The organism is Rhizobium bangladeshense, from assembly GCF_001662075.1.
Classification (GTDB): Bacteria; Pseudomonadota; Alphaproteobacteria; order Rhizobiales; family Rhizobiaceae; genus Rhizobium; species Rhizobium bangladeshense_B.
Genome location: NZ_LYPL01000001.1, coordinates 314,854 through 339,611 on the forward strand (window position 1 = coordinate 314,854; position 24,758 = coordinate 339,611).

Here is a 24,758-nt window from a genome sequence, read left to right on the forward strand (position 1 = left end):
CTAAAATCGTGCTCTTCGTGGCCGTCTTTGCCAGTAAGCAGGGAAGCCGTTGGAGCTCATGTATGGACTCCTGGATGGTGCAGGGAGCGTCTGCGGACGCAGAGGTGGATGGCTCGGAAGTCCGGGTATCGCTGCCCCGCGAACGTAGTGTTCAATGAGTTTCGACCTTAAAACCATTGTTGCGGTGACGGTCCACGCACCGGTGCGCTGCAGCAACCAAATTGCTCCGTTATCGGCTCGGTCTGTTACTGACAAAGCGTCTTCATCATAATATTTGTCGTGGTTAAAGTGAGCATCACCAAAATCGAAGTACACTCTGCATCCGCTTTCGACCCAATTCTGAATATTCGCGGAAAGGTCTATAAGTTCTAGCGACCACGTTGGCAGATCGCTGTTTCTCTTTTTCTCGACGAGCGTTTTCCGAAATGAGGCAAGGTCGCGCGACAGTCGCCTTCCGTTCACAAACCAAACCATTTCCGGACCATAGAACGCTTCCCGTGCCGCCCGCTCTTCAGGCCGGATCGCCGAGAACTGAAACTCGAGCACATTTCCGGATGGGGTCTTCACGTCCGCGATGTGAACCTCGCCATCTTGGGCGATGTGGCGCACCTCCTGCCACTCGGCGGGAAAGTGGTTTTTCCAGTCCCGATGCCATTGGGTTTCTGACTCCCACCAGTGATCGCACTCAAGGCGTCCTTTGTGCGCCCAGTGATGCAGCTTTTTGGTCCCACATTTGGGGATCATTGGAGATCCGCATCCGGGGCAGTCGCCGCGGAGTTCCGGACTCGCTTCTTGCCGTATTCCATCCACGAGCGCGTATTTCATCATCAGCTCCATAGCTACGCACCGCGCCAGTACGACGCGCGTGCTCATCTCCTAGTGGGGACTTTGGCGGGCGGCTTCGTTACCGCTTGGAGCTTCTTCGGGCAGTTGCGACTACCTCATGTTATTAATCGTCTGGTCCGCCTGACGACTTGAGTTGAGACTAGCATCGATTGCAAAGAATGCAATCAGCCTCGGAGGCCAAAAATCCCACAAAATTTGCGAGGGACGTGGGGTCTGGGGTGCCGCCCCGGCATCAGCCAAAGGCCCTTCCGAGGTTCCTGAAAACTGGCCGGGGGTGGGTCCGCCTCGCGAGCCCAGAGCCATACCGATTTCTCGCCCCGACGTTGGCCGTGCGGCGCGGCCCGGTTTGCGCCCCGACCGATGGCCATCCGATCCCGCCACCGCATCACCCGCCCCGGATACGTGGCGCATTGCCCCCATCCGCCGCCCCACATTTCACCATCGCACGACGCATAAAGCCCCAGGCCTCGGCCATATCGTAACGCTCCGTTAGGAACCATACCGCCCTCCCCGTACCGAGTATCACAGGAGCTTGCCCTAGTGATTCCCTCCGCGAGCCGTGCAATCGAGTATCATATAAATGGTATTTGACATTTTGAGACTACAGTATCACAGTATCTTTAATGTCATTGAGCCTTGGAGCCATCGCCATGTCACAGCTTGTCGGCTACGCCCGAACCTCCACCACGGATCAGAAAGCAGGGCTTGAGGCCCAACTCCGCGACCTCAAAGCCGCAGGGTGTGAGAAGATATTCCATGAGGAGCTTTCAGCTCTGGCGACCAAGCGGCCCGAACTCGAGCGGGTGCTGGATTGGGTGCGCGAGGGCGACACGCTCATTGTGACGAAGCCCGACCGGCTCGCGCGTTCAACCGCCGACCTCCTCGCCATCGCCAAGCAGCTTGAGACCGAGGGCGTGACGCTTCGCATCCTCTCGATGAACGTTGACACGGCCACGCCGACCGGCAAGCTCATGCTCACGATCCTTGGGGGGATTGCCGCGTTTGAGCGGGACTTGATGCTGGAACGGCAGCGGGAGGGGATCGCAAAGGCCAAGGCCGAGGGGAAGTATAAGGGACGCGCGCCGACTGCGAGGGCGAAGGGCGACGAGGTGAAGCGGCTCAAGGCCGAGGGCCTGACGGCGGATGCGATTGCAGAAAAGCTGAGGATTGGGCGGGCGAGCGTGTTTCGGATTTTACGCGAGACTGCGTAGTCTTTTTCATTCTCCCAAAGTAGCCTGCATCGCCACAATCGATTCGACTACAGGTGGAACGGGCGCGGGGAATGAAGATCAAGAACATTTGGCTTGGAGTCGGCTTTCTTTTGACCCTAGCGTATTTCGTCACCGTAGGGATATTCGGCGAAACGCAGGGCATTTTAGCGAAGTTCGGCAAGCTGGAACTCAACACCCAAGGCGACACTCTCGCGGGATTTTTCGCCCCGCTCGCCTTCCTCTGGCTCTTCATCGCCACCATGATCCAATCTCAAGAACTCGCTGCACAACGAAAGGAGATCGAGGACAACCGCGCTGTGATGAAAGAGCAGTCAAGCGCTGCGCAAGATCAAGCGACGTTCCTCAAGGCCCAAACCGACGCGATGGAACGCCAAACCCAGCTGTTGATCGAGCAGGTCAACATTGCGCAGCAGACCGCGGAACGCACACACAAGATGGCGCTCTTTGAGAAGCGGATCGAGATCTATAACGAGGTGGTGGCGTTCGCCCAACTGGATTTGGCACGCCATCAATTCAAGGACCACCACGTAGTAGACCTCAATGTATTGGCGACAAAAGCCGAGTTTGTTTTCGGTGAGGATGTGGTCCAATGGCTAGACGAACTTTATCAACAGGTTGACTATATCCTGACCGAAAGAGTTCGGTGGGAAAATCTTGTAGGCCAGGATCGTTTTGGTAATCTCAATGAGAAGGCCGAACCCGAGCTAAGTCAACAAATCGATCACGCGATTGTCAGACTCTCTGAGATGCTTTGGGGAGGCGAGCTTAAAGAGGTGATGGGCAAATATCTCGATCTTAACGAGAATCGCCCCGTCCAAATGGCCGTTACCGAGGGACCGGATAAAGTTACGCCTTAAGCCGCGCCGCTTCCAGCCTTTCCGCGATCCCCTCCTCCTCAACCACGATCCCCCGCACCTCCCCGAGGTTGTCCGCCCAGCCCTTCTGCGCAGGCCACGCCTCTTTCCGCACCAGTTCAATCCGCCGCTTTGCGATCGCTACCCGGTTCCCGAGCGCCATCGCTTGTGCCGTATCAATCGCCTTCGAGGTCCCCGGCACCACCCGCCTCGCCTCGACCTTGCGAATCAGTTCGAGGGCCTTGAGCTTTAACTCAACCGGCTGGCCTGCGTCTTGCGCCACCCCCATGAGGTAAGCGTGGACGATGGCGAACACCTCCGGAGGGCTTTCGTATTCGATGATGGCTTTGGCCGCGTCGATGCACCGGGCCTCCGGGATATCATCTGAGGTCATGATGTCGAGCAGTGCATCGAGCACAGGGGATGGGATTTCGGCCTCAGCCATGGCATTCTCCGTGTATTGCGCCCTACCGTAGGGACGGGCACATCGGTAATGGGGATTTGTCAATGATTTCAATCGTCCCTACCGTCCCTACTCTTCTTACTCTTCTTTTTGACAAACGGTGGGGACGGTGAAATGGTTATTTCGCATGCATTCTTACCGTAAGTCACAGTAGGGTCGGCGGAGCCATACCGGCCTGCTTGGCATAGCCCCGAACCGCCACGCCATCCGCCCAGAGCACCTTCGGCCCGTACCAGCCCAAGGCCCGCATACACTCGGCGAGCCGCAAAGTGTCCCGGCGCGCCGCCATCCTGACATCCATCTTGAGCACCCGTTCGAACACGGCCTGTGTTGTCACGCGTAACTCTCCCTCCACTTCCTTCGCCACGTCCGGCAGTTCGGCAGCGAGTAAGTCCTCCCATGGATCACTCGCCACGCGCTCGGCGGCTCGTTTTGCGGCCTCGCCCCAAAGGGACTCGGGCAGCGTGATGGGGTCGGGAGCGGAAAGCTCTGCGGCGGCGGCCTCGGCCCAAAGCTGGTCGCGAACCTCTGTCAGTCCCGCGAGGTCAATCTTGCCCGTGACCACGATCCAGAACCGGCGATTTCCAGTGGTGTCTTTCAGATATTGCGCATCATTCGTCGTCGCCACCATTAGACAGCGCCTCGGCAATTCCTCGACCGACCGCTGAAACGCACCGCGCGCCCGATCCACCGTTTTGGAGATGAACTGTTTCACTCGACGAACTTCGGAATTGTTGAGCCCTGCCAATTCGGGCAGTTCCACAATCCACCTTCCACGAAGCAATTCCTGTTGCTCCTTGTAGGACTCGCCAATCACGATCTCGTCGGAGAAGAAGGTTTCCCCGCCAGCCAGTATCTTCAGCGCAGTGGACTTCCCGCTGCCTTGGCGGCCTTCGAGCACAAGCACGCCGTCGAACTTGCAGCCCGGCTTCCGCACGCGTCTCACCCCCGCCGTCAGGACTGCTCGACCAATCGCACTGGTCAGTTCGTCGTCTTCCGCCCCGAGGTAATCCCGCAGCCAAGTATCCAGCCTCGGAACGCCGTCCCACTTGAGCCCGTCGAGATAATCCCTCACCGGATCGAAGCTGTTCCCAATCGCCAGGAGCCGGATCGCCTCCCGGGTGAATTTGCTTTCCGGATCGAAGCCCAACGTTTCGAGCACAACGTCCCGAACCTTCAGCTCGATGTCGTCCAGCGTTTCCCCGAGCGGTTGATCGTAGCCCTCAATGACGATCTTCTGCCGGAACACATCGAAGCGGAATGTGAGGCCCAACTTGAGAATGGCCCGCTTCGCGTTGCCCAAGTCCGGCACAATGCCGCTGGGATTTTTGATGCGGGTCAACTCATCCGCATCAATCGCTTTGATTGGTACGGCCCGATCCTTCGCCTGCTTCAGCCGCAGCTTTTCCCAATGGTCGAGCGACACCACGTTCTTTCCTACTTCGTCGGCCATGTCATCCTCCTTTCTTCCCTCGCGAGGAGCATCTCGATGCCATCACAAACCGCCTTGTGCGCCGCCTCCGTCCCGCGCACCGGCTCCATGAGGTCAAGTGCTTCGAAGAGCCTGCCCATGATCTTGTCGAAGCTTGGAACCGGCTCAGGCCGCTTGAGTCTCCTCCTCGCTTTCAGTTCGATCACCTCACCCATGCCCCGCACCCTCCGGAATGAACATCCCGCGCCGCGCCAATTCCCGCCGCGCAAGCTCCGCGAGCCGGTTCGCCTTCTCTTCGGGAATGGCAAGGCCCATCGCGCAAAATGTTGCCAGCGCCAGGTCAAGCCGCTCATCGAATGGCAGGCCCTCCAACTCAGCCGCCCAAAGATCGCCAAAGATTCCAATCATCAGACGCAGGTGACGCGCCGAACCCCGCACCCCCGCTACGCTGAGCGTCGCGAAGGCGTGAAGCACATCAAGCACCGTCTCTGTCGACTCGTCCCGCTTCATGTGAGCGGCGACCTGCCGGTTCCAGCTTGCTTCGTCCGTTCCCATGAGACCGAGGATGATTTTCTGAGCGCCGGGCCTCATCGGTTTTTTCCGATCTTGGTGTCGCCGACGAAGCTAATTCCCGTCTTCGGAGGAACGGACTCATCGATGCCGAACGGACCCGCCGAGGTGGTCTCTTTAAACAGATCGATGCGGGCCAGTTCGAAGGGCGTGATCGGCTGCTTAAACTTCAAATAGTGGGCTGTGACCTCGCGGTGGCCTCCGAGCCCTTTGGCTGCGATTAGTTCGACCGCCTTTGCGTGTTCTTCGGGCATCCGCTGCGCGCCCCAATCGAAATTGGCTTTCGCCTTGACCAGCTCTTCGGGGGTGAAATTGGCCCGCGTCGAGGCCTCGAATTTCGGATTAGCCATGTTCTTTCTCCAGCGTCAGTGTGTGCCATGTCAGCTCATCTTGAGCCTCCAGACCGCTAGGGCCGTGTCGGACCGATTGAAAACCAAGGCTGAGAATTTCAGCCTCCGCCACGACTAGGGGGGTCGCCCCTCGCCGAAAGCGATCAGCTGCCTGGGCGGCTCGATGAATGCGTTGCTGTAACTCGTGTTTCTGCATTTCGCTTTCTCCTATCGGCGCACGGAGTGTGCGCGGCTTGGTGGTTAGGCTGCAGCTTCGCGAGCCGCTTCGCATTCGGTGACGGAGTGGCCGAAGGGGGTTGAGCGCTGCTCCGCCCACTCCATGAGGTCGCCGTGCCGATAAAGCGGGATGCGGCCAAACCGCTTGAACAGCGGCCCGTCGCCCCGGCTCGCCATCGTCGCCAAGGTCGTGGCGGAGATCGGATAACCAGCGGTCTGAAGTATTGCTGCGGCCTCTGCACGCCTTAGCAATGCGTTATTTTCGGATGTAGTTATGGTATGGCTCATTATATTGCTCCAATTAAAGCAAATCGGACTAAATATATTCCCGATAAACAAACAATCCCTCCGACAAAGCCGGTAGTCAACCGACATTTATCATTTGATATCAATTATTTAGAGCCATATCAGGCTCGCGATGTTCGTTGGTGCTTCGAGGCTACCTGATTTGGAGCCGGTGTAAATATACTTTGGTGAGTCAACTTGCTTGTTATCGAGTCGAAGGGCGGCAAGCCTCGGCTGGGAGTCGTGACAGCTTAAGCCGCACCGGGAATCTTTTTCGTGGATCACCCGAGCCATACTTCGGATGGTCTTAAGCCTCGGCTCCGACTCCGGTCACACCACAGTCACAGTGACAGCCCGAAAAGCTTGCTTGCTCCGCCTGATGCGGTTAAGGTATGCTCCATTAACAGCATGAAATGTAAAGGGATTTGCCTCGGGCCGCCAAATGCCGCTTTAGCTCAGTCGGTAGAGCACATCATTCGTAATGATGGGGTCACGTGTTCGAGTCACGTAAGCGGCACCATTCCATTCTAAAAGCGGGATTTTCAGAAGGCTAGCTGGAAGGCCCAGTTCTGGATCCCCACCGATATCCACCTTTCGTTTCTTGCTGCTGTCTTGAGGGATTGAGCTGAGACAGCATTGTTCTGGCGATTAAGGTGATCGTACTGGCGCAAAATGTGGATAAAGTGCAGGCCGTTCAGTGTCTGGCCAGCGCCACGCTGGAGCGTTACAATTGTTTCTGGGATCGAATCGGCCCCGGTCAGTTTTGCAAGTGTGAGATGGCGGGTGGATCGGCAACCTGTTTACTGCCTTTTTGTCGATGAAAGCAGTCAAACCGCACATAGATATCTCTCACTGGGCTGCCTGGCCATTGAAGAAGCGTGGCTCAAAGGATTTGAGTTCTCGATCTCACACGCTAAACACCTTGAGTTGCGAACTGGTGAGCTCAAATGGTCCAAAATTTCAGCCGCCAAACTTCACGCCTACAAACTTGTCATCGACAGATTTTTTGATCACGGCGACGTCTCGACCCCGATCCATTTCCATTCGCTGGTCATAGATACGTCGAAGATCCGTGACGATACGTACAACAAGGGCGATCGAGAAATCGGCTTCAACAAGGAAGTTTACCAGCTCCTAATGAAGTGTGCCCGACTTTATCCGACGGCACATTTCAAGGTTTACGCCGACCATCGCGACACCTCGTTTTCGATGGATGAATTGCGGTCGATCTTGAATGCTGGGGCAAGGAAGAAAGGCGATGCCCGCGTAACCCCTTTTCGACTAGTCCAATTTTGCGACTCGAAGAAGTTTCTCCCGCTGCAAATGACCGACCTTCTTTTGGGAGCTATCACCTTCCAGATAAACGGACATCACAAGCGCCGTGACGCCTCACGCCATAAGTGCCATCTCAGCGATTACGTACTCGCACGGTCTGCCATCACCGATCCAATGAGAGACACATCGCTCGGAGGGAAGGTTACGATCTGGCACCGAAAATTAAGGGATTAGGGTCCCGCGGGGCCAAGGCCATCGCCACCTGAAAAGGTCCCACTACTCTGGGCAGTGAGGTCGCACCCACGGGATACTGTGAGGATAGTCCTTTAACGTTCGCGGTCAATCGGCGCCGTTGATTTTGACCGTCTGCAGGGGGTGATAGATAAAATGACGTCGACACCAAACATAGCCACCCTCCTTGAGGACACCGCGAACCGGATCGCAGATATCTCAACGCGGATCTGCAAATCACGCTTCGCCGCGCCGCGCTGCTGTTGCGCAATTCGGGCTCAATCGTCTTTGACCACGACATCGAAGAAGCGCTCCGGGATCTGTCAGGCGAGCTCGGCAAGACCCGCAACAATACCGTCAGATTCATCGTCCGGGAGTGGATGGAGAAGAACACCTATCTGCCGTGCATGAGCTGGACGAACACGGCGACGTTGATGGGGAAGCCTGCCCGGGCCGCCGAAATGATTGATGCCCACGACTGAGCTTACACTCACAACACCTAAATCGACGCCGTTGGTAGGTTAATTGACAACAAGCCTGACCCTATGTAGACTTCTCTACTATGGTCAACACAGTGAGACTAACCACGCAGACGGTGAACGTCATCAAAGCGATCGTGAACCGCCCCGGGGGCGTTTCAGGAGCAGAAATCTCGAGGGATACGGAGCTCGCATCGGGTAGCCTTTACCCGATCCTTATGCGCCTCGAGAAAGCCGGTTGGCTTTCCAGTGAATGGGAGGCGGGAGACCCGGCGAAACTCGGTCGCCCCCGTCGCCGCTACTATCGCGTGACAGCGTTGGGCCAGCGGGAAGTTAATGCGGTCCGCGATGCGTTGGCGCCGACCTTTGGGGAGGCGGCATGGACAGCTTCTTGATCGCGGTGATTGCCATTGTCGCCGGCATTATTGGCTCGGCATTCGCAAAGATTCTTGCTGACGAGTTCAAGGCTTGGCGCCCAAACATGGTCCACAGGCTAATCGGCATCGCCGCCTCACTCCTGTCAGATGTTGATCGTGATCGGTACCACGAGGAGTGGAATGCACACGTCGAAGAGATCCCTGGCGATCTTGGGAAGTTGCTCTCGGGCGTCGGGTTCATATGGGCCGCGTTCCGTATGAGCGATCGAAGGTTCCTGACGCTCGGCACAAAACGGGCGATGGACATGACTATGGCTCTGGCCGGTTTGGTGTTTCTCTCACCCCCGATTTTAATCGTTGCTCTGGCCATCAAAATTGAGAGCCCGGGGCCGATATTTTTCGCTCATCGGCGCATTGGTAAAGACGGCAAAGAGTTTGGGCTCCTCAAATTTCGGGCAGTCAATCTGCCTTCGGAGGGCCAGCCCGCTCGATTGACGAAAGTCGGCAGATTCATGCGGTTGACGAACGTCGATGAACTTCCGCAGCTAATTAACATACTGCGGGGAGAGATGTCTGTCGTGGGACCTCGGGCGCTACCCCATGATCCCCAAGCGAACAAAGAAAATATACAAATGCTAGAGTTCCGCCAGCGGATGCGACCGGGCCTGACAGGCATGGGTCAGTTATTGCGTCCTACCGGCGATAGCCGGAGCCAAGCCGTTGTAGTTTCGGACCTGCTCTACGTGATGAAGCATTCTATTTCATTGGACGTCGGTATCTTGATGAAGACGGCTATGCGCGTTTTCAGCGATCGAGAGACCAGTCTGGCAGCAGGCGTTCTTGCGTTCATCGCCTTCTCGGTCCCGCTAGCCATCATGATTGCGTTCCTCATAGCCGCCTAATGCGTGACCCTGCAGAACGCCTACACGCCTTCATAGATCGCTTCTGCGAGGTCGCAGTTGGCAGACGTGATGGAGCAGCCCATCATTTTTAGTGCCGGCGGCTCTAGACCGCCACCCGCCTCTGTTGTGTCAGGCGCCGGCCAACCGACTGGCCGGGCAGCTCAATGAACTTGTAGCCTATGAAAGACAGGACATAGACGACCGGGATGGTGACGATCAGCGTCACCAGCCAGCGAGCGGGATTGCTGAGGTCGGTATTGCCGATCAGCCAGGCGATGACTGGCTGCATGATGAGCAGGTGAATCAGATAGGCGCCGAAGGAAAGTTCCCCGAGATTTCGAAAGAAGGTGTTGCCGAGCAGCGAATTGACCGCGCGGGAATAATGGCCGGCGGAACCCGGAAAACGATCGGCGTGCACCAGGACGAAGAACAGAGCCACGATCCCCACGCGCACACTTTCGTGCAGCACGGTCACGTCGCCGCCGAGAGGAATGAGGACCAGCAGAGCCGAAATCGCAAAAGCCAGGTAGGCCCTGCCCGGTGGCATCCACAATGCACCCGCAAGCAGCATGCCGACGGCGAAGATGTGCATCTTCATCGGGAGGAACGACGGCATCGGGAAGCGGAAGCCGAGGCGATGGACCACCAAGGCGGCAGCGACGGCCAAGCCGACGGTGACGAGCATGCCCTTCAGCCAACCCAGCCGCCCGAGAACGATCATGATGAATGGCAAGGCCACATAGAATTGCATTTCAAGGCCGATGCTCCAGTCCGGCAGCGCCGTGCGGAAGGCATGGGCCGGGGACAAGCCGAACAGGAAGGAAAGATGCATCAGGTAGTTGGTCAGACTGTCGTCCAGATAGCGAGACGCCGCTTGCGGCGGGTTGCCATTGAAAGCATCGATGACCATCCTTGCCTGATAGATCTCGGATCCGGCGATGAGAGCAACGACCAGCATGACGTAATAGAGCGGCGCGATGCGGAAGAACCGACGCGCCCAGAACACCGCCCATGTTTGCGGGCTCTCCCACGGCTCCCTGCCTTTCCGGCGCTGATAGTGAAACACCATCAGGAAGCCAGAGAGCATGATGAACAGGTCGACCCCCAGCTCCGGATCTCCGATAATCGGCACCTTGAACCCCGTCAGGATATGCGCATGGCCGATCAGCACCCATAGCGCTGCCAAACCACGCAAACCATCCAGACATTCAATGCGTCTGCCGCCTTTCATCGCGTCCATGAGATACCCCTATCCATTCGTATCCGCGGGCAGGGTTAACATCTTCGACGGCAACCGAATAGTGTTGAGCGGATTTTTAGTGGCCTGCGGCACAACTCGTGCGGGCAACCGTCGATGAAAGGCGGGGGGCCAGGCAGGCACAGCGTCCTTTCGACAGCGCAATATCGGGAAGGAACATGCCGCTTCCGGACAGGTTTCCCCTTGAGACAACAAGGATGGAGAAGACCATGTCCTACAAACTCATCGCGATATCCCTCCTTTCGATCGGCCTTGCCGGCTCGGCCCTGGCCCAGACGGCCGGCGGTGCGAATTCCAGCGGGCGGCTTTCGGTGGCGCCCGTCATCGGCGGCTCGGGCAATACAGGCGCGGGTTCGACTGGTGCCGGCTCCGCCGGTACGGGCTCAGCCGGTTCGGGGTCCATCGGCACCGATCCCGGCACCACCGGCAGCACGAGCGGCGGTGGTGGCGTCGACCTCAACAGCGGCCGCAGCACGATCAATCCCGGAGGCGTCAATCCGGATCTCCAGCAGACGCCTGGCTGCACCGACGGTAGCGGTTCGATGAGCGAGGCATGCCAGCAGTAGGAAGCGGCGAGCGCCCGGCTCCCGACGAGATGAAGGCCTGGCCGATAATGCGCCGGGCCTTCATTTCAACTGCCGCCGCTGACGTCGTCGCAAAAACGATAGCGGCCACCAGAATTGCTTTACCGGCCGGCATCGAGGTCGTACAAGAACAGCATCCCTCCGCACATGGCGATCGCCACACCTAGCCAGCCTGCCGTTATTCCGGCGTCCGCGGAGCACCCGAAGAGGATCGTCATGTCGAATGCAGCGCATCGCTCGAACCGCGTGCTTGTCGTCGCGACCATCATGGTGGCGACATTCATGGTTGCCATCGAGGCGACGATCGTGGCGACGGCCATGCCGCGCATCGTCGGAGAGCTCGGCGGCTTCTCCTATTACAGCTGGGTGTTTTCCGCCTTCCTGCTGGCGCAGTCGACGACGACGGTCATCTACGGCAAGCTTTCCGATATTTTCGGGCGCAAACCGGTGCTGATCGGCGGCATCCTCATCTTCCTCGCCGGCTCGGCCCTTTGCGGCTTTGCCTGGTCGATGATGTCGCTGGTGCTGTTCCGCCTGCTGCAGGGGCTCGGCGCCGGCGCGATTCAGCCGGTGACGATGACGATCATCGGCGACCTCTTCAAGCTCGAGGAACGCGGCCGCGTGCAGGGGGCGATGGCGACCGTCTGGGCGACGTCGGCCGTCGTCGGGCCACTTGCCGGCGGCATCATCGTCGACACCTTTTCCTGGGCCTGGATCTTCTGGATCAACCTGCCGATCGGCATCGTCTCGATCATCGCCTTCATGATCTTCCTGAAGGAGGACATCGCGCACAAGCAGGCGCGGATCGATTATCTCGGATCGGTGCTGTTTTCGATTTCGATCGTCGCGCTGCTCATCATGCTGACGGAAACCAGTGCGAGCGCCTGGATCCTGCTGTCGCTTTTCGCCCTCTTCGTCGTCTCGGGCATTTGCTTCCTCGCCCAGGAGAGGCGGGCGCCGGAGCCGATCATTTCGATCGCGCTCTGGAGCCGCCGGCTGATCGCCACCAGCAACGGGGCGACGCTGCTGGCCGGCATGGCGCTGATCGGGCTTTCCACGATCCTGCCGATCTACGTGCAGGGCGTGCTCGGCCGCACCCCGATCGTCGCCGGCTTCACGCTCACCATGCTCATCGTCGGCTGGCCCCTGGCGGTGATGCTGTCGAGCCGCTTCTACCGGGCCTTCGGCATTCGCCGGACGCTGCGCGTCGGCAGCCTGATGTTTCCGTTCGGCGCCTGTTTCCTTTTGTTCCTGACGCCGGAAAGCTCTCCGGTTCTCGCCGGCGCCGGCTCCTTCTTCATGGGCTTCGGCATGGGCCTGATCAGCCTGACCAGCATCGTGCTGGTGCAGGACAGCGTCGAATGGTCGATGCGCGGCAGCGCCACCGCCTCGATCATCTTCGCCCGCAGCCTCGGCAATACGCTCGGCGCCACCGTGCTCGGCGCCATCCTCAACGCCGGCATCAACCACCATGCGAGCGGCGAGACGGCGGCGGCCCTGCACAATGCGCTGAACCAGCCGACCGGGCTCGCCGCACTCGCCGCCGATCCTGATATCCGCAGCGTCTTCGATGCGGCCCTGCACTGGAGCTTCTGGGGCGTGGTCGTCGTCGCCGTCCTGACCTTCTTCACCACCTGGCTGATCCCGGTCGATCACCGCCAGACGCACGAAGAGCCGGGGCCGGCAAGCGAGGCGGCCTCGCATTGATAAGGTTGCTCCTCAGAGGAAACGCCTCGCAGTTTGTTGACAACCTCCCCTCCGTCATGCTCGGCCTTGTGCCGAGCATCTGAGCACCGTGATTTCGGGAAACCGTTTTTCCTCGGGCACTTATTCGACGTGTTCAGATCCTCGGCACAAGGCCGAGGATGACGTCGCGGGTATTCACGTTACCACGGAACACCGCTTCGTCCTTTTCCTGGAATGCCTTAGCGGCGGCTGTCCAAAACGCGCAGGATCAGGTTGCGCCTTCCCTTGCGCGGGCCGAGATCGATATCGCTGACGAGCTTGGCGCCGCCCTCGCGCCGTTCCAGGGTGATCTTGCGGCTGTGGAAGGCTTCTAGCTCGGCGCGATGGGCGACGCTGATGATGGTCACCGTCGGCATTTCGTCGATCACCATCTCCATCATGCTGTCCTGGCTCTTCTCATCGAGCGCCGAAGTGGCTTCGTCGAGCACGATGATATCGGGATTGTGCAGCAGCAGCCGGGCAAAGGCGAGCCGCTGCTTTTCGCCGCCCGACAGGATCTGATCCCATGGCGCCTCTTCCTCGAGCTTTTCGTTGAGATAATCCAGTCCTACCTTGGTCAGCGCCGCGGTGATCTCCTCCGGCGTCCAACTGTCGGCGGCGCGGGGGTAGGCGACGGCGCGGCGAAGCGTGCCGGACGGAATGTAGGGCCGCTGCGGCAACATGAACAAGCGCCGGTCGGCGTGGAAATCGACGCTGCCGTGGCCCCACGGCCAGAGACCGGCGATGGCGCGCACCAGCGTGCTCTTGCCCGAGCCGGATTCTCCGGCCACCAGCACCCGCTCGCCCGGCGCGATCTCGACATGGGTCTCCTTGACCACGGCGGTGCCGTCGTCGAGCGACACGGAGAGATCGTTCAGATTGAGGATCGCATTGCCTTTAGTTTCGCTGTGCTTGATGCGTCTCAGCGCATCGTTCTGTTCGGCGCGCTCGAGGCCGTCGAGCGACGTCATCAGCGAGGCGATGCGCCGCGCACAGGCGTTCCAGTCGGCAAGACGCGGGTAGTTGTCGACCAGCCAGCCGAAGGCGTGCTGAACGATGGCGAAGGCCGAGGCAGCCTGCATGACCTCGCCGAGCGTCATGCCGCCTGCGAGAAATTTTGGCGCGCACAGCAGCAGCGGCACGACGGGCGCAATCAGCATCGACCCGTGCGACACGAAGGTCGTGCGCATGTGCTGGCGCGCCAGCAGCGCCCATTGCCTGAGCACATTGGAAAATGTCTTGTCGAGATCGCTGCGCTCCTCCTCCTCGCCGCCGAGCAAGGCGATGCTCTCGCCATTTTCGCGCACACGGGTCAGCGTGTAGCGGAGCTCGGCCTCCACCTGGTTCTTGACCTCCGAAACCTGGACGAAGTGACGGCCGATGATCGCGATCACGGTTGAGGTGATCACGGCATAGAGAACCGCGGTGACGACGAGAAAGCCCGGAATGGTGATGGTCGAGCCCGCGACCGGCAGGGTGAGCGCTCCGCCGATCGTCCACAGCACCACGATAAAGGTCGAGGCCGACAGAAATGCGGAAATGACGCCGGAGATGAAATCGACCGGCGCTTCGGTGGCAATGCGCAAATCCTCCGAGATGCGCGCCTCGGGATTCTTGTGATCGCCGCCGATCAGGTTCAGCTGATAGTAACGGCCATTGGCGAGCCAGCGCGCGATCACCGCCGAGGTCAGCCAGGAGCGCCAGCGGCGCTGGATCATCATGCGGACATAGACTTGCGCGGTGACAAGGGCGACGCTTCCGAGCACGAGCGGCACGAAAACGGCGCTGAGGTAATAGACGGTGCCGGCGTCGTGCCGCTCGATCGCGTCGAAGATCCCGCGGTTCCAGCGATTGATCCCATATTGGAAACCGACATTCATGCAGATCATCACCAGCAGACCGATCGAGCACGGCCAGGCGAGCCTGTCGCCACTGCTGCCCCAGAAATGGCGGGCGCTGATCCAGAATCGTTTCAGCAAATATCGCTTGCGCGCCTGCTCGGCCTCCTCGGGCGTGAGCTCCGGACTGGGTTCGATGGCTGGCGGCGGCGCGGCCTCGACAGTCGATGCCTTCTCCTGGCGCGACTTCTCGGCACCGTGCTCCTCGGTGCCGTCGACCGATTTCGGGTTGAGTTTAGCGTCGGTCATAAGCCAGACAACGGCTTACAATTCGAAAGGTTTCATGAGGCCGATGCCGGACGCGGCATCGCAGGTCTCAAGGGGATGAGGCGCAGCACCGCACGGGTGCTGTTACGACGCCCTGTCTGCGCCGACGACATAGCTGTCATTCGCCGCGTTCTGAACCATCGCGATGGCGACCGGCGGAACGAAGAAGCTCCAGATGCCGAGCCAGGCAATCGAAACAGCCTTTCCCCGGCCTCTGTCGCGGGCCCGCTCGTTCAGCAGATCGCCAAGGGTCATGACGAGCACCGGCAGTCCGATCGGTACAATGATCGCGATCAGCATGGCGGCAAGCGGCGTCAGCAGGCGCTGGGATGGTGCTGCGCCCGCCAGCTCGCCGTGGATGCGGTAGACCCAATAGGCCAGATAGACAAAGGCGGCCAGCGCGATGGCGAAGACCAGAACTGCCAAGAGCAGCGCGATTGAAGAATCGCTGACGCCGACATCGTCTGCCTGAAACAGACGAATGCCGACTGTCGCCAGTAGAATCAGGATCGGCGGCGTGATCAGGATGACGGCAACGAGAAGAGGCGATCGCTGCCGCGGCGCAAGCGGTTTGTGCCGCCGGCGCGGAGCATCGTCGAAGGCGAGATTGCCGGCCGGAACCAGCAAGATGACAGCGAGGAGCAGGCAGGCCAGAAAGGCTGAAACGACCGGCACGGCGCCGAGATCGAGCCCGTATAGCCACGACGCGCCGACCGGAGCAAAGGCCGAGATCAATATCGTCGTCGACATTAGCGTCAAAGCGCAGCCGAATTCGATTTTGCCCGGTCGCCCGCCCACCAGGAATATCGCGATTGCGAGCGGGAAGGCCGCCCGAAGGGCGCCGAGCGCCAGGCCAAACAGAAACAGAAAGCCCGGCGATCCCCACAAGACGGGCGCCGGCAGAAAAGCGAAGGCGACGACGGCGCAGACGAGGATGGGCGAGATCAAGGCCGACCGGCCATGGCGGCCGGCGACGATAAAGGCCAGGAAGGCGCCGGCAACCCAGCCGAGGGTGGAGCCGAAATAGAATATCCCGATCGTCTGGGCGCTGCTGCCCGCCATTTGCGAAATCACGGGAAAGACCGTGCTCAGACCTTGGCTGCCGACGGCGATGAGAAGCGAGGAAAGGAAGACGGCCCAATAGCGATAGGTGCTGAGGAAATCAGCCAGCGTCCATTCACTATCGTTGGCAGGGGCAGAGGTGTTTTCCATCGGAACCTGCTTTCCATGATGACCATCGCTGATTGCGGGCGTGGATGCGTCGACCAAGCGCATTGAGGAGTTATTCCAATAGCGCTGACGCAGCACTAGGATCAACCCAGAGTTTTGTCGACATGGCGTGATGGATTTATAAATGGTGAGATAGACTAATCGTCGTTGATCCTGCGTGTGGGGGCGGCAGGGCACCGCTTTCTGTTGCCCTTCACGCGCTTTCCGTCGCGATCTGCGGCAGGGATTGCAGAAGGGTCTGGCGGGCGGAACGCAGGTGAACGCGGCAGGCTTTTTCGATCGCCGCCTGGCTTCCGGATTCGAGTGCCGCGATATAATCCAGATGTTCGTGGATAGCGCGCTCATTGCGCGCGCGGGCGGCCGTCTTGTTCCACTGGTAGTGATAGTGAAAGACGATGGCGATCGCATCGTAGAAATCGGCGATGAAGCGATTCTTCGAGGCGCGGTGGATCAAGAGGTGGAAACGCTCGTCGAGGACGGAGAAATCCTTGAAGCGCTGGTTGATGTCGGCGAGCATGGCGTGGTGTTCGTCGCGGATGGCGGCAAGATCGGTCCAGGCCTGGTTGTCGCGGGGAAGCCGGCCGAATTCGGCGGCCGAATGCAGCTCGAACATCTCGCGCACATCGGCGAGTTCGAGCGCGAATTCGCGGGTGAAGCCTTTCAGCGTCCAATGGCTGTTCGGCCGCTTCTCGATGAGGCCGAAGCGGGAGAAGCGGATCAGGAATTCGCGCACGCTTGTCGTGCCGGTGCCGATCTCGCGGGCAAGCTCCAGCTCGTTGATCTGCATGCCGGGCGCGGCATCATCGGCCAGGATGCGCTGCATGAAGCTGCGCTCTATGATGTCGTGCAGGGAGTCGGTCTCTTCGGAGGGAAAGAGATCACGGTCGGTCGGCTGGCGCAGCACGATCTTCTGGCGCTTGTTCCAGCGGATGATGCCTTCCTCGCTCAGACGCGTCAGGATGGCACGCGCCGTGGAGCGGCTGACGCCGAGCTGGGCGGCGATCTCCGGCTCGGACGGGAGTGCGGTATCCGTGCGCAGGGCCGCGGCATACCTATTATAGGCTTCCTTGAAGACCGTGTTCTGCCTTGCCATCAGACCCCCGCTTTCCGCCCGCGTGTCGCAACCGCCATCCCTGCCCTCAAGCAGGACGGGATCGAGCCGGGGCTTGTCCAAACGACCTTTAGCTTATTTCCGGCCGCCTGCGGCGCATCGCCTCCCTCGTCCACAGGATCAATATTCCCGTTGACTTGTAAATGTTTATTGTAGATAAAAAACAAAATCAATGCGCATTTGCCGTGCGGCGGGCGCTCCCGAAAACAGCTCACACTTTTCGGCATCGTGCTCTAGGGAGAAGAGTTTGGACAAACAGCCTTGGATCATCCTGTCGGCCGGCGACAATGTCGCGGTCGCGACGGCCGCCATCGCGCCGGGTTCGACGGTTGCCGGCATTCAGGCCCGCCAGAAGATCGATCCCGGCCACAAGGTGGCAATCGCGGATATCCCGCTTGGGTCTCCTGTCGTGAAATACGGCCAGGCGATCGGCCGAACCACGGCCGAGGTCCAGGCCGGCGACCATGTGCACAGCCACAATCTGCATTTCGAAAACGACCGGCTTGCCGCGACCGCCAATTCGGCGCCGGAAGCAGCGACCAACGAAGACAAGGCGCGCACCTTCATGGGCTATCGCCGGGCCGACGGGCGGGCAGCGACGCGCAACTATATCGGCATCATCGCCAGCGTGAACTGTTCCACCACGGTCTGCCGGGCGATCGCCGACGAGGCGAACCGGACGATCCTGCCGCATTATGACGGCATCGACGGCTTCGTGCCGATCGTGCACGACCAGGGCTGCGGCATGAGCTCGACCGGCGACGGCATGAACGTGCTGCACCGGACGCTGGCCGGCTATACCAGGCATGTGAATTTCGGCGGCGTGCTGATGATCGGCCTTGGCTGCGAGGTCAACCAGCTGACGCTGTACGGCCAGAGCGGTGCAGGCGCCTCCAAACGGCACTTCAACATCCAGGACGCCGGCGGCTCGCGCCGGGCGGTCGAGCGCGCCATGGGCGTTCTGCGCGAAATCGCCGCCGATGTCGGCAGGGAAAAACGCGTGCCGATCTTGATCGGCGAGATCATCATCGGCCTGCAATGCGGCGGCTCGGACGGGTTTTCCGGCATCACCGCCAATCCGGCGCTCGGTGTGGCGGCCGATCTCCTGGCCGCGGCCGGCGGCACGGCGATCCTGTCGGAAACCTCGGAAATCTATGGTGCGGAACATCTGCTGCGCAGCCGCGCCGTCAGCGACGAAGTAGCGAAGAAGCTCGATGAGAAAATCGCCTGGTGGGAGGAGTATGTGGCGCTGCACGGCGCCTCGCTGGATAACAACCCCTCGCCCGGCAACAAGCGCGGCGGCCTGACCACAATCCTGGAAAAATCGCTAGGCGCCGTCGCCAAGGGCGGGCGCTCGCCGCTGACGGCGGTCTATGGTTATGCCGAGAGGGTCACCGCCCCCGGCCTCGTCTTCATGGACACACCCGGCTACGACCCGGTCTCGGCGACCGGCCAGGTTGCCGGCGGGGCGAATATGATCGCCTTCACCACCGGCCGCGGCAGCTGCTTCGGCTGCCGGCCGGCGCCGTCGCTGAAGCTCTCCAGCAATTCGGCGCTCTATGCGGCGATGGAAGAAGACATGGACATCGATTGCGGCACGATCGCCACCGGCGATGCGACGATCAGCGGCAAGGGCCGCGAGATCTTCGACCTGATCATCGATACCGCCTCCGGCAAAAGGACGAAGAGCGAACTCTTCGGCTACGGCGACAATGAATTCGTGCCCTGGCATCTCGGCGCAACGCTCTGATCTGAAATAGAAAATCCCGAAAGCTTGGCGAGGAGGCGTGATGAAGACGAGACGGATCGGCAGGACCAAGCTCGAAGTGACCGAAATCAGCTATGGGGCGGCGCCCTTGGGCGGTCTCTACCGGGCCTGCCCGCGCGAGCAGGCGATGGAAACCCTGCAGGCAGCCTGGGACAGCGGCATCCGCTATTTCGATGTCGCCCCCTGGTACGGGCTCGGCCTTGCGGAACGGCGCGTCGGCGATTTCCTGCGCGATCAGCCGGATGGCTCCTACGTGCTCTCCACCAAGGTCGGCCGGCTGCTGCGGCCGGTGCCGACGGGGACGGTGCCTGACTACAGCTATGTCGACCCGCTCTCCTTCGATGCCGATTACGGCTATTCCTATGACGGCATCATGCGCTCGGTCGAGTTCAGCTATGCACGCCTCGGCCTCAACCGCATCGACATTCTCTATGTGCACGATATCGGCGTCTATACGCATGGTGCGGCAAAGAACGCAGTCCACCAGAAGCAATTGCTCGATTCCGGCGTGAAGGCGCTGGAAGAGCTGAAATCTTCCGGCGCGATCTCCGCCTTCGGCCTCGGCGTCAACGAAGTGCCCGTCTGCCTCGACGTCATGCGTCACGCCGATCTCGACTGCATCCTGCTTGCCGGCCGCTACACGCTGCTCGACCGTTCGGCGGTCGCCGAACTGCTGCCGCTCTGCCGTCGGAAGGGGACCTCGCTCGTGATCGGCGGCGTCTTCAACTCCGGCATTCTCGCCACCGGCCCTGTGCCCGGCTCGCATTTCGACTATATGCCTGCAAGCGAGGATGTGCTTGCCAAGGTCGGCGCGATGGAGGCGATCGCGAAGCGTCATGGGGCGCCGCTGGCGGCTGCCGCCATGCAGTTTCCGCTGCGCGATCCGATCGTCGCCTCGGTGCTGATCGGCACGGCGAAGCCTTCGAGCCTGACGCGCAACATGGAGACCGTGGAGCCGCCGCTACCCGATAGCATCTACGCCGAATTCGAACCCTATACGCTGATCGCGCCGCCGCTTGGCGCCGAAGCGGTCCGGGTCTGAGGGAGAAGATATGCTTAAAGGAATTCATCCGCTGCTCGGTCCCGATCTGCTCCATGCGCTGAAGACCATGGGGCACGGCGACGACATCGTCATATCGGACGCCAATTTTCCCTCGGGCTCGATGGGTCCGCCGGTGATCCGCGCCGACGGCGTCAGCGCCACCGACATGGCCGAGGCTATCCTGACCCATATGCCGCTCGATACCTTCGTGCCGGAAACGGCATGGCGGATGGAGGTGGTCGGCGATCCCCAGGCCGTGCCCGAGGTCTGCGCCGAGTTCCAGCAGATCATCTCGCGGCGCGCCGGCGATTTCTCCATCGTCCCGGTGGAGCGTTTTGCCTTCTACGCGATGGCGCGCAAGGCCGCCTATATCGTCGCAACAACGGAATTCCGGCTGTACGGCAACCTGATTTTGAAAAAGGGCGTCGTGCATCCCCATGAGGTTGAGTTCGGCCGATAGCTATTTTAGGTTATCGTGGTATTGAAATAAAATCAGTAGCTTGGGAGGAGTTTTCCGCAGTAAAAAAGCGCAACTGATGCCCTTGCAATTTGATTGCGCCTCGGCTAGCTTCTGCCTGCAAATGTTTTTTATCGATAAAAACCTTCCGCCAGCGTTCAGCGGTCCGGTTTATTGGAGGAGAACGCATCCTGAGAGGAGAACCCTTATGAGCATCGTGAAATCCCTTTTGTCCCGCCGCGCCTTCACCGCGCTGGCAGGCGCCGCCGTCATCGCCACGGCGATGCCGGTCACGTCCTTCGCCGCCGATGTGACGATCCCGATCATCGTCAAGGACACGACGTCCTTCTACTGGCAGATTGTTCTGGCCGGCGCCCGCAAGGCCGGCAAGGATCTCGGCGTCAACGTGCCGGAACTCGGCGCCCAGGCCGAATCCGACATCAACGGTCAGATCAGCATTCTTGAGAACGCCGTTGCCGGCAAGCCGGCCGCCATCGTCATCTCGCCGACGGAATTCAAGGCCCTCGGCAAGCCGATCGACGAGGCGGCCAAGTCGGTTCCGATCATCGGCATCGATTCGGGCGCCGACTCCAAGGCGTTCAAGTCGTTCCTGACGACCGACAACGTCCAGGGCGGCCGCATCGCCGCCGACGGTCTTGCCGCCGCCATCAAGGAGATGACGGGCAAGGAAGAAGGCGACATCGTCATCCTCACCAACCTTCCCGGCGTCGGCTCGCTGGAGCAGCGCCGCGAAGGCTTCCTGGATCAGGTGAAGACCAAATATCCCGGTCTCAAGGTCATCGCCGACAAGTATGGCGACGGCCAGGCGACCACCGGCCTCAACATGATGACCGACCTGATCACAGCCAACCCGAACCTCGTTGGCGTCTTCGCCTCGAACCTCATCCTGGCGCAGGGTGTCGGCCAGGCGATCGCCGAAAACAAGCTCGGCGACAAGATCAAGGTCATCGGCTTCGACAGCGACGACAAGACGGTGGGCTTCCTCAAGGACGGTGCGATCGCCGGCCTCGTCGTCCAGGACCCCTATCGCATGGGCTATGACGGCATCAAGACCGCGCTTGCCGTCTCCAAGGGCGAAAAGGTTCCTGAGAATGTCGATACCGGCGCCAACCTCGTCACCAAGGCGAACATGGCGGATCCGAAGATCGACGCACTGCTGAACCCGAAGATCAAGTAAGCAAGACAGACAAGCCGCGCCGGCTTCAAAAACCGGCGCGGCTTTTTCCATCCGTGGTATGGTTACCAGGGGATGGAGAGCAGACGTGACAAGAGGAGGAGAGGTCCATGATCGGACTGGAAGAGGTCAGTCATCGCCATGATGACAGCGCCACGCTGAAAGAAGCCAACCGCATTCCCGCCGGAACGCCTATCCTCGAACTCAAGGGCCTGCAGAAAAACTACGGTCATGTGCAGGCGCTGAAACCGGCGACGCTGACCTTCCTGGCCGGAGAGATCCACGCCATCGTCGGCGAAAACGGCGCGGGCAAATCCACTCTCATCAAATTGCTGACCGGCGTCATCACCCGCACGGCCGGCGAGGTGCTGTGGTGCGGCCATCCCGTCGGGCTGTCGACGCCGAACGAGGCGATCGCCCGCGGCATCAACGCCGTGCACCAGGAAGTCGTGCTCTGCCCGCACTTGACGGTCGCCGCCAACCTTTTCCTCGGCGACGAGGTCAACCGTTACGGCCTGATGCGCAAGAAACAGATGGAGAAGATGGCGCAAGCCGTTCTCGACGATCTCGGCTTCGGCCTGCCGGCGGGCGCGCTGTTAAGCTCGCTGACGATCGGCCAGCAGCAGCTGGTGGCGACGGCGCGGGCGGCGATGCGCGGCACGCAGTTCCTGATCTTCGACGAACCGACGGCCTATCTGACGCGCCAGGAATCGGCGCAGCTCTTCAAGCTGATCCGCCGGCTGCAGGGCGAAGGCGTCACCATCGTCTATATCAGCCACCGCATGGAGGAAGTGTTCGAACTCGCCGACCGTGTCTCGGTGCTGCGCGACGGCACGCATGTCGGCACGCGGCTGATCGGCGAGACCAACGATGCCGAGCTGATCGCTTTGATGATCAACCGCTCGATCGAGCAGATCTACCACAAGGAAGAGATTGCGATCGGCGAGACGATCGTCGCGGTCAAGGGTCTTTCGGGTCCGGGCTTCGAGGACGTGTCGCTCAGCGTCAAAGCCGGACAGATCGTTGGACTCTACGGGCTGATCGGCGCCGGCCGCAGCGAATTCGCGCTCGGGCTCTACGGACGCCAGCCAATCAGCTCCGGTGAGATCGAGTGGATGGGCAAACGTGTCGATATCCGCAACGAACGCACCGCGATGGAACTCGGCATTGCGCTGGCGCCGGAAAGCCGGCGCGACCAGGGGCTCTGCCTCAACTTGCCGATCGGCCTCAACATCAACCTGCCGGTCTTCGGGCGCCTCAGCCAAGGGCCGGTGATCAGTCATGCGCGCGAATCGGCCAATGCCGACAGGCAAATCCGCGATCTCAGCATTAAGACGCCGAGCCGGCGCGTGCCGGCCTCCAGCATGTCCGGCGGCAACCAGCAGAAGATCGTCATCGGCAAGTGGCTGAGCCACGGCGCAAGGCTGTTCATCTTCGACGAGCCGACCGTCGGCGTCGATGTCGGCACCAAGGCGGAAATCTACCGGCTGTTTGCCAAGCTTCTCAAGGAGGGGGCCGGCATCATCCTGATCTCCTCCTACCTGCCCGAGGTTTACGAACTGGCCGACCGGCTGCACGTCTTCCGCGGCGGCAGGCTCGTCGCCAGCCATGATTTCCACGCGGCGACGCATGAACAAGTGCTCAGCGAAGCGATCGGCGTCTGAGCCGGAAGAATACGAGGGAGAAAATTCATGACTGCCACCCCCACCGAAATCGTCGCGCCGCCGCCCCGCCGGAAAATGAACATCCTGTTCGGCCTGACCCTGATCGGGCTCTTGATCTTCCTCTGGATCGTGCTCGGCTTCGTCACCCCCAGCTTCTGGACGCCGCTCAACATTTCCAACCTGCTGCGTCAAGGCGCGATGACGGCGATCCTGGCGCTCGGCCAGACCTTCGTCATCATTACCGCCGGCATCGACCTGTCGGTCGGCGCGATCGTCGGCTTCTGCACCGTCATCATCGCCTGGCTGTTGCAGGCGGGCGTGCCGCTCTGGGCGGCGATCGTGTTGACGCTCGCCATGGGAGTCGCGATCGGCGCCTTCCACGGCTTCGGCATCGTCCATATGGGCCTGCCGCCATTCATCATCACGCTGGCGACCCTGACGTCGCTGCGCGGCATCGGCCTGCTGATCACCAACGGTTCGACGATCAGCATCACCGACGAAAGCTTCAGCAATTTCGCCCGCGCCGATTTCCTCGGCATTCCGAGCCTGTTCTGGATGGTCATCCTGGTGGCGGTGCCGTCCTTCGTCTTCCTGCATTTGAGCCGCTGGGGCCGTTATCTCTTCGCCGTCGGCTCCAACGCCGAAGCGGCGCGCCTTTCCGGCGTCAACGTCAAGGGCATGATCTATCTTGCCTATATCCTCTCGGCCGGCTTCGCCGCCTTCGTCGGCGTGCTGCTCGCCTCGCGCATCGCCATCGGCAATGCGACGCAGGCCGACGGCTGGGAACTGCAGGCGATCGCCTCCTCGGTCATCGGCGGCACCAGCCTGTTCGGCGCGGTCGGCTCGGTGCACGGCCCGCTGATCGGCGCCTTCATCCTCGCCACCATCAACAACGGCGCCAACCTTCTGAACGTCAACTCCTTCTGGCAGCGCATCATCACCGGTCTGCTGATCATCGTGATCGTCTTCTTCGACCAGCTGCGCCGCCGCAAGAGCAATTGAGAAACACAGAGAAGCCGGTCGGACAGGCCGGCTTCTTCAATTTCC

Annotated in this window: 25 protein-coding genes, 1 tRNA gene and 1 pseudogene; 15 read left to right on the top strand and 12 right to left on the bottom strand. The window is 60.5% G+C overall.

Features of this window, described 5'->3' with window-relative positions; all coding sequences use genetic code 11:
• Window positions 1-825, bottom strand: coding sequence for a competence protein CoiA (locus A7X77_RS01515; protein ID WP_082928756.1), 825 nt, complete (start codon window positions 823-825; stop codon window positions 1-3).
• Window positions 826-1,469: 644 nt separating this feature from the next.
• Between A7X77_RS01515 and A7X77_RS01520 the strand changes: the two genes are divergently transcribed.
• Window positions 1,470-2,057, top strand: coding sequence for a recombinase family protein (locus tag A7X77_RS01520; RefSeq protein WP_064681262.1), 588 nt, complete (start codon window positions 1,470-1,472; stop codon window positions 2,055-2,057).
• A 71-nt stretch (window positions 2,058-2,128) separates the two neighbouring features.
• The gene (locus A7X77_RS01525; RefSeq protein WP_064681263.1) at window positions 2,129-2,935 is read left to right on the top strand and encodes a hypothetical protein; all 807 of its coding nucleotides are present in this window, start codon (window positions 2,129-2,131) and stop codon (window positions 2,933-2,935) included.
• Here A7X77_RS01525 and A7X77_RS01530 read toward each other — a convergent pair.
• From A7X77_RS01530 to A7X77_RS01560, 7 genes are all read right to left on the bottom strand, one after another.
• Complete coding sequence (locus A7X77_RS01530; protein WP_064681264.1) at window positions 2,925-3,377, bottom strand: hypothetical protein; 453 nt, start codon at window positions 3,375-3,377, stop codon at window positions 2,925-2,927. The two genes, A7X77_RS01525 and A7X77_RS01530, sit on opposite strands and share 11 nt — an antisense overlap.
• Window positions 3,378-3,540: 163 nt before the next feature.
• A complete protein-coding gene (locus A7X77_RS01535; protein ID WP_064681265.1) occupies window positions 3,541-4,848 on the bottom strand; it encodes a virulence-associated E family protein in 1,308 nt (435 codons plus the stop codon).
• Complete coding sequence (locus tag A7X77_RS01540; RefSeq protein ID WP_064681266.1) at window positions 4,833-5,042, bottom strand: hypothetical protein; 210 nt, start codon at window positions 5,040-5,042, stop codon at window positions 4,833-4,835. Before A7X77_RS01540 ends, A7X77_RS01535 begins: the two co-directional genes overlap by 16 nt.
• Window positions 5,035-5,382, bottom strand: coding sequence for a hypothetical protein (locus tag A7X77_RS01545; protein WP_156668067.1), 348 nt, complete (start codon window positions 5,380-5,382; stop codon window positions 5,035-5,037). The genes A7X77_RS01540 and A7X77_RS01545 overlap by 8 nt, the downstream gene beginning before the upstream one ends.
• A gap of 32 nt (window positions 5,383-5,414) precedes the next feature.
• Window positions 5,415-5,747 carry a hypothetical protein gene (locus A7X77_RS01550; protein WP_064681268.1) on the bottom strand — a complete coding sequence of 111 codons (333 nt, stop codon included), beginning with the start codon at window positions 5,745-5,747 and terminating at the stop codon, window positions 5,415-5,417.
• The gene (locus A7X77_RS01555) at window positions 5,740-5,943 is read right to left on the bottom strand and encodes a hypothetical protein (protein ID WP_064681269.1); all 204 of its coding nucleotides are present in this window, start codon (window positions 5,941-5,943) and stop codon (window positions 5,740-5,742) included. Before A7X77_RS01555 ends, A7X77_RS01550 begins: the two co-directional genes overlap by 8 nt.
• Before the next feature lie 44 nt (window positions 5,944-5,987).
• Complete coding sequence (locus tag A7X77_RS01560) at window positions 5,988-6,251, bottom strand: hypothetical protein (protein ID WP_064681270.1); 264 nt, start codon at window positions 6,249-6,251, stop codon at window positions 5,988-5,990.
• Window positions 6,252-6,692: 441 nt separating this feature from the next.
• Between A7X77_RS01560 and A7X77_RS01565 the strand changes: the two genes are divergently transcribed.
• The 5 genes and pseudogenes from A7X77_RS01565 (at window position 6,693) to A7X77_RS01580 (ending at window position 9,512) form a co-directional block, all read left to right on the top strand.
• Window positions 6,693-6,768: transfer RNA gene (locus A7X77_RS01565), tRNA-Thr, on the top strand.
• Between the two features lie 263 nt (window positions 6,769-7,031).
• Window positions 7,032-7,757, top strand: a complete 726-nt coding sequence (locus A7X77_RS01570) for a DUF3800 domain-containing protein (protein ID WP_064681271.1) — start codon at window positions 7,032-7,034, stop codon at window positions 7,755-7,757.
• 153 nt (window positions 7,758-7,910) lie between these two features.
• Window positions 7,911-8,223: pseudogene (locus tag A7X77_RS01575) on the top strand (CopG family transcriptional regulator).
• A 93-nt stretch (window positions 8,224-8,316) separates the two neighbouring features.
• Entirely contained in the window at window positions 8,317-8,628 is a 312-nt protein-coding gene (locus A7X77_RS34350; RefSeq protein ID WP_082928742.1) for a PadR family transcriptional regulator, read from the top strand.
• The gene (locus A7X77_RS01580) at window positions 8,613-9,512 is read left to right on the top strand and encodes a sugar transferase (protein ID WP_064681272.1); all 900 of its coding nucleotides are present in this window, start codon (window positions 8,613-8,615) and stop codon (window positions 9,510-9,512) included. The genes A7X77_RS34350 and A7X77_RS01580 overlap by 16 nt, the downstream gene beginning before the upstream one ends.
• Before the next feature lie 103 nt (window positions 9,513-9,615).
• On the opposite strand, the gene A7X77_RS01585 is transcribed toward A7X77_RS01580, so the two are convergent.
• Entirely contained in the window at window positions 9,616-10,752 is a 1,137-nt protein-coding gene (locus A7X77_RS01585) for an acyltransferase family protein (protein ID WP_082928743.1), read from the bottom strand.
• 227 nt (window positions 10,753-10,979) lie between these two features.
• Between A7X77_RS01585 and A7X77_RS01590 the strand changes: the two genes are divergently transcribed.
• Complete coding sequence (locus tag A7X77_RS01590) at window positions 10,980-11,336, top strand: hypothetical protein (protein ID WP_064681273.1); 357 nt, start codon at window positions 10,980-10,982, stop codon at window positions 11,334-11,336.
• A gap of 234 nt (window positions 11,337-11,570) precedes the next feature.
• Window positions 11,571-13,061 (top strand): MDR family MFS transporter, encoded by a 1,491-nt coding sequence (locus A7X77_RS01595; RefSeq protein ID WP_064681274.1) that lies wholly within the window; start codon window positions 11,571-11,573, stop codon window positions 13,059-13,061.
• Window positions 13,062-13,279: 218 nt separating this feature from the next.
• Here the strand turns inward: A7X77_RS01595 and A7X77_RS01600 are convergent, their stop codons facing one another.
• From A7X77_RS01600 to A7X77_RS01610, 3 genes are all read right to left on the bottom strand, one after another.
• Window positions 13,280-15,226 carry an ABC transporter ATP-binding protein/permease gene (locus A7X77_RS01600; protein WP_064681275.1) on the bottom strand — a complete coding sequence of 649 codons (1,947 nt, stop codon included), beginning with the start codon at window positions 15,224-15,226 and terminating at the stop codon, window positions 13,280-13,282.
• 102 nt (window positions 15,227-15,328) lie between these two features.
• Complete coding sequence (locus A7X77_RS01605) at window positions 15,329-16,456, bottom strand: MFS transporter (RefSeq protein WP_064681677.1); 1,128 nt, start codon at window positions 16,454-16,456, stop codon at window positions 15,329-15,331.
• A 211-nt stretch (window positions 16,457-16,667) separates the two neighbouring features.
• Entirely contained in the window at window positions 16,668-17,567 is a 900-nt protein-coding gene (locus A7X77_RS01610; RefSeq protein ID WP_064681678.1) for a GntR family transcriptional regulator, read from the bottom strand.
• 265 nt (window positions 17,568-17,832) lie between these two features.
• Between A7X77_RS01610 and A7X77_RS01615 the strand changes: the two genes are divergently transcribed.
• The 6 genes from A7X77_RS01615 to A7X77_RS01640 all read left to right on the top strand — a co-directional run bounded on the left by A7X77_RS01615 (window position 17,833) and on the right by A7X77_RS01640 (window position 24,713).
• Window positions 17,833-19,335: a UxaA family hydrolase gene (locus A7X77_RS01615; protein ID WP_064681276.1), complete on the top strand. Its 1,503-nt coding sequence runs from the start codon at window positions 17,833-17,835 to the stop codon at window positions 19,333-19,335.
• A 40-nt stretch (window positions 19,336-19,375) separates the two neighbouring features.
• A complete protein-coding gene (locus tag A7X77_RS01620) occupies window positions 19,376-20,395 on the top strand; it encodes an aldo/keto reductase (RefSeq protein WP_064681277.1) in 1,020 nt (339 codons plus the stop codon).
• Between the two features lie 10 nt (window positions 20,396-20,405).
• Window positions 20,406-20,855, top strand: coding sequence for an RbsD/FucU family protein (locus tag A7X77_RS01625; RefSeq protein WP_064681278.1), 450 nt, complete (start codon window positions 20,406-20,408; stop codon window positions 20,853-20,855).
• A gap of 205 nt (window positions 20,856-21,060) precedes the next feature.
• Entirely contained in the window at window positions 21,061-22,050 is a 990-nt protein-coding gene (locus tag A7X77_RS01630; protein WP_064681279.1) for an ABC transporter substrate-binding protein, read from the top strand.
• A 107-nt stretch (window positions 22,051-22,157) separates the two neighbouring features.
• Entirely contained in the window at window positions 22,158-23,711 is a 1,554-nt protein-coding gene (locus tag A7X77_RS01635; protein ID WP_064681280.1) for a sugar ABC transporter ATP-binding protein, read from the top strand.
• A 27-nt stretch (window positions 23,712-23,738) separates the two neighbouring features.
• Window positions 23,739-24,713, top strand: a complete 975-nt coding sequence (locus A7X77_RS01640; RefSeq protein ID WP_064681281.1) for an ABC transporter permease — start codon at window positions 23,739-23,741, stop codon at window positions 24,711-24,713.
• Window positions 24,714-24,758: the final 45 nt, after the last annotated feature.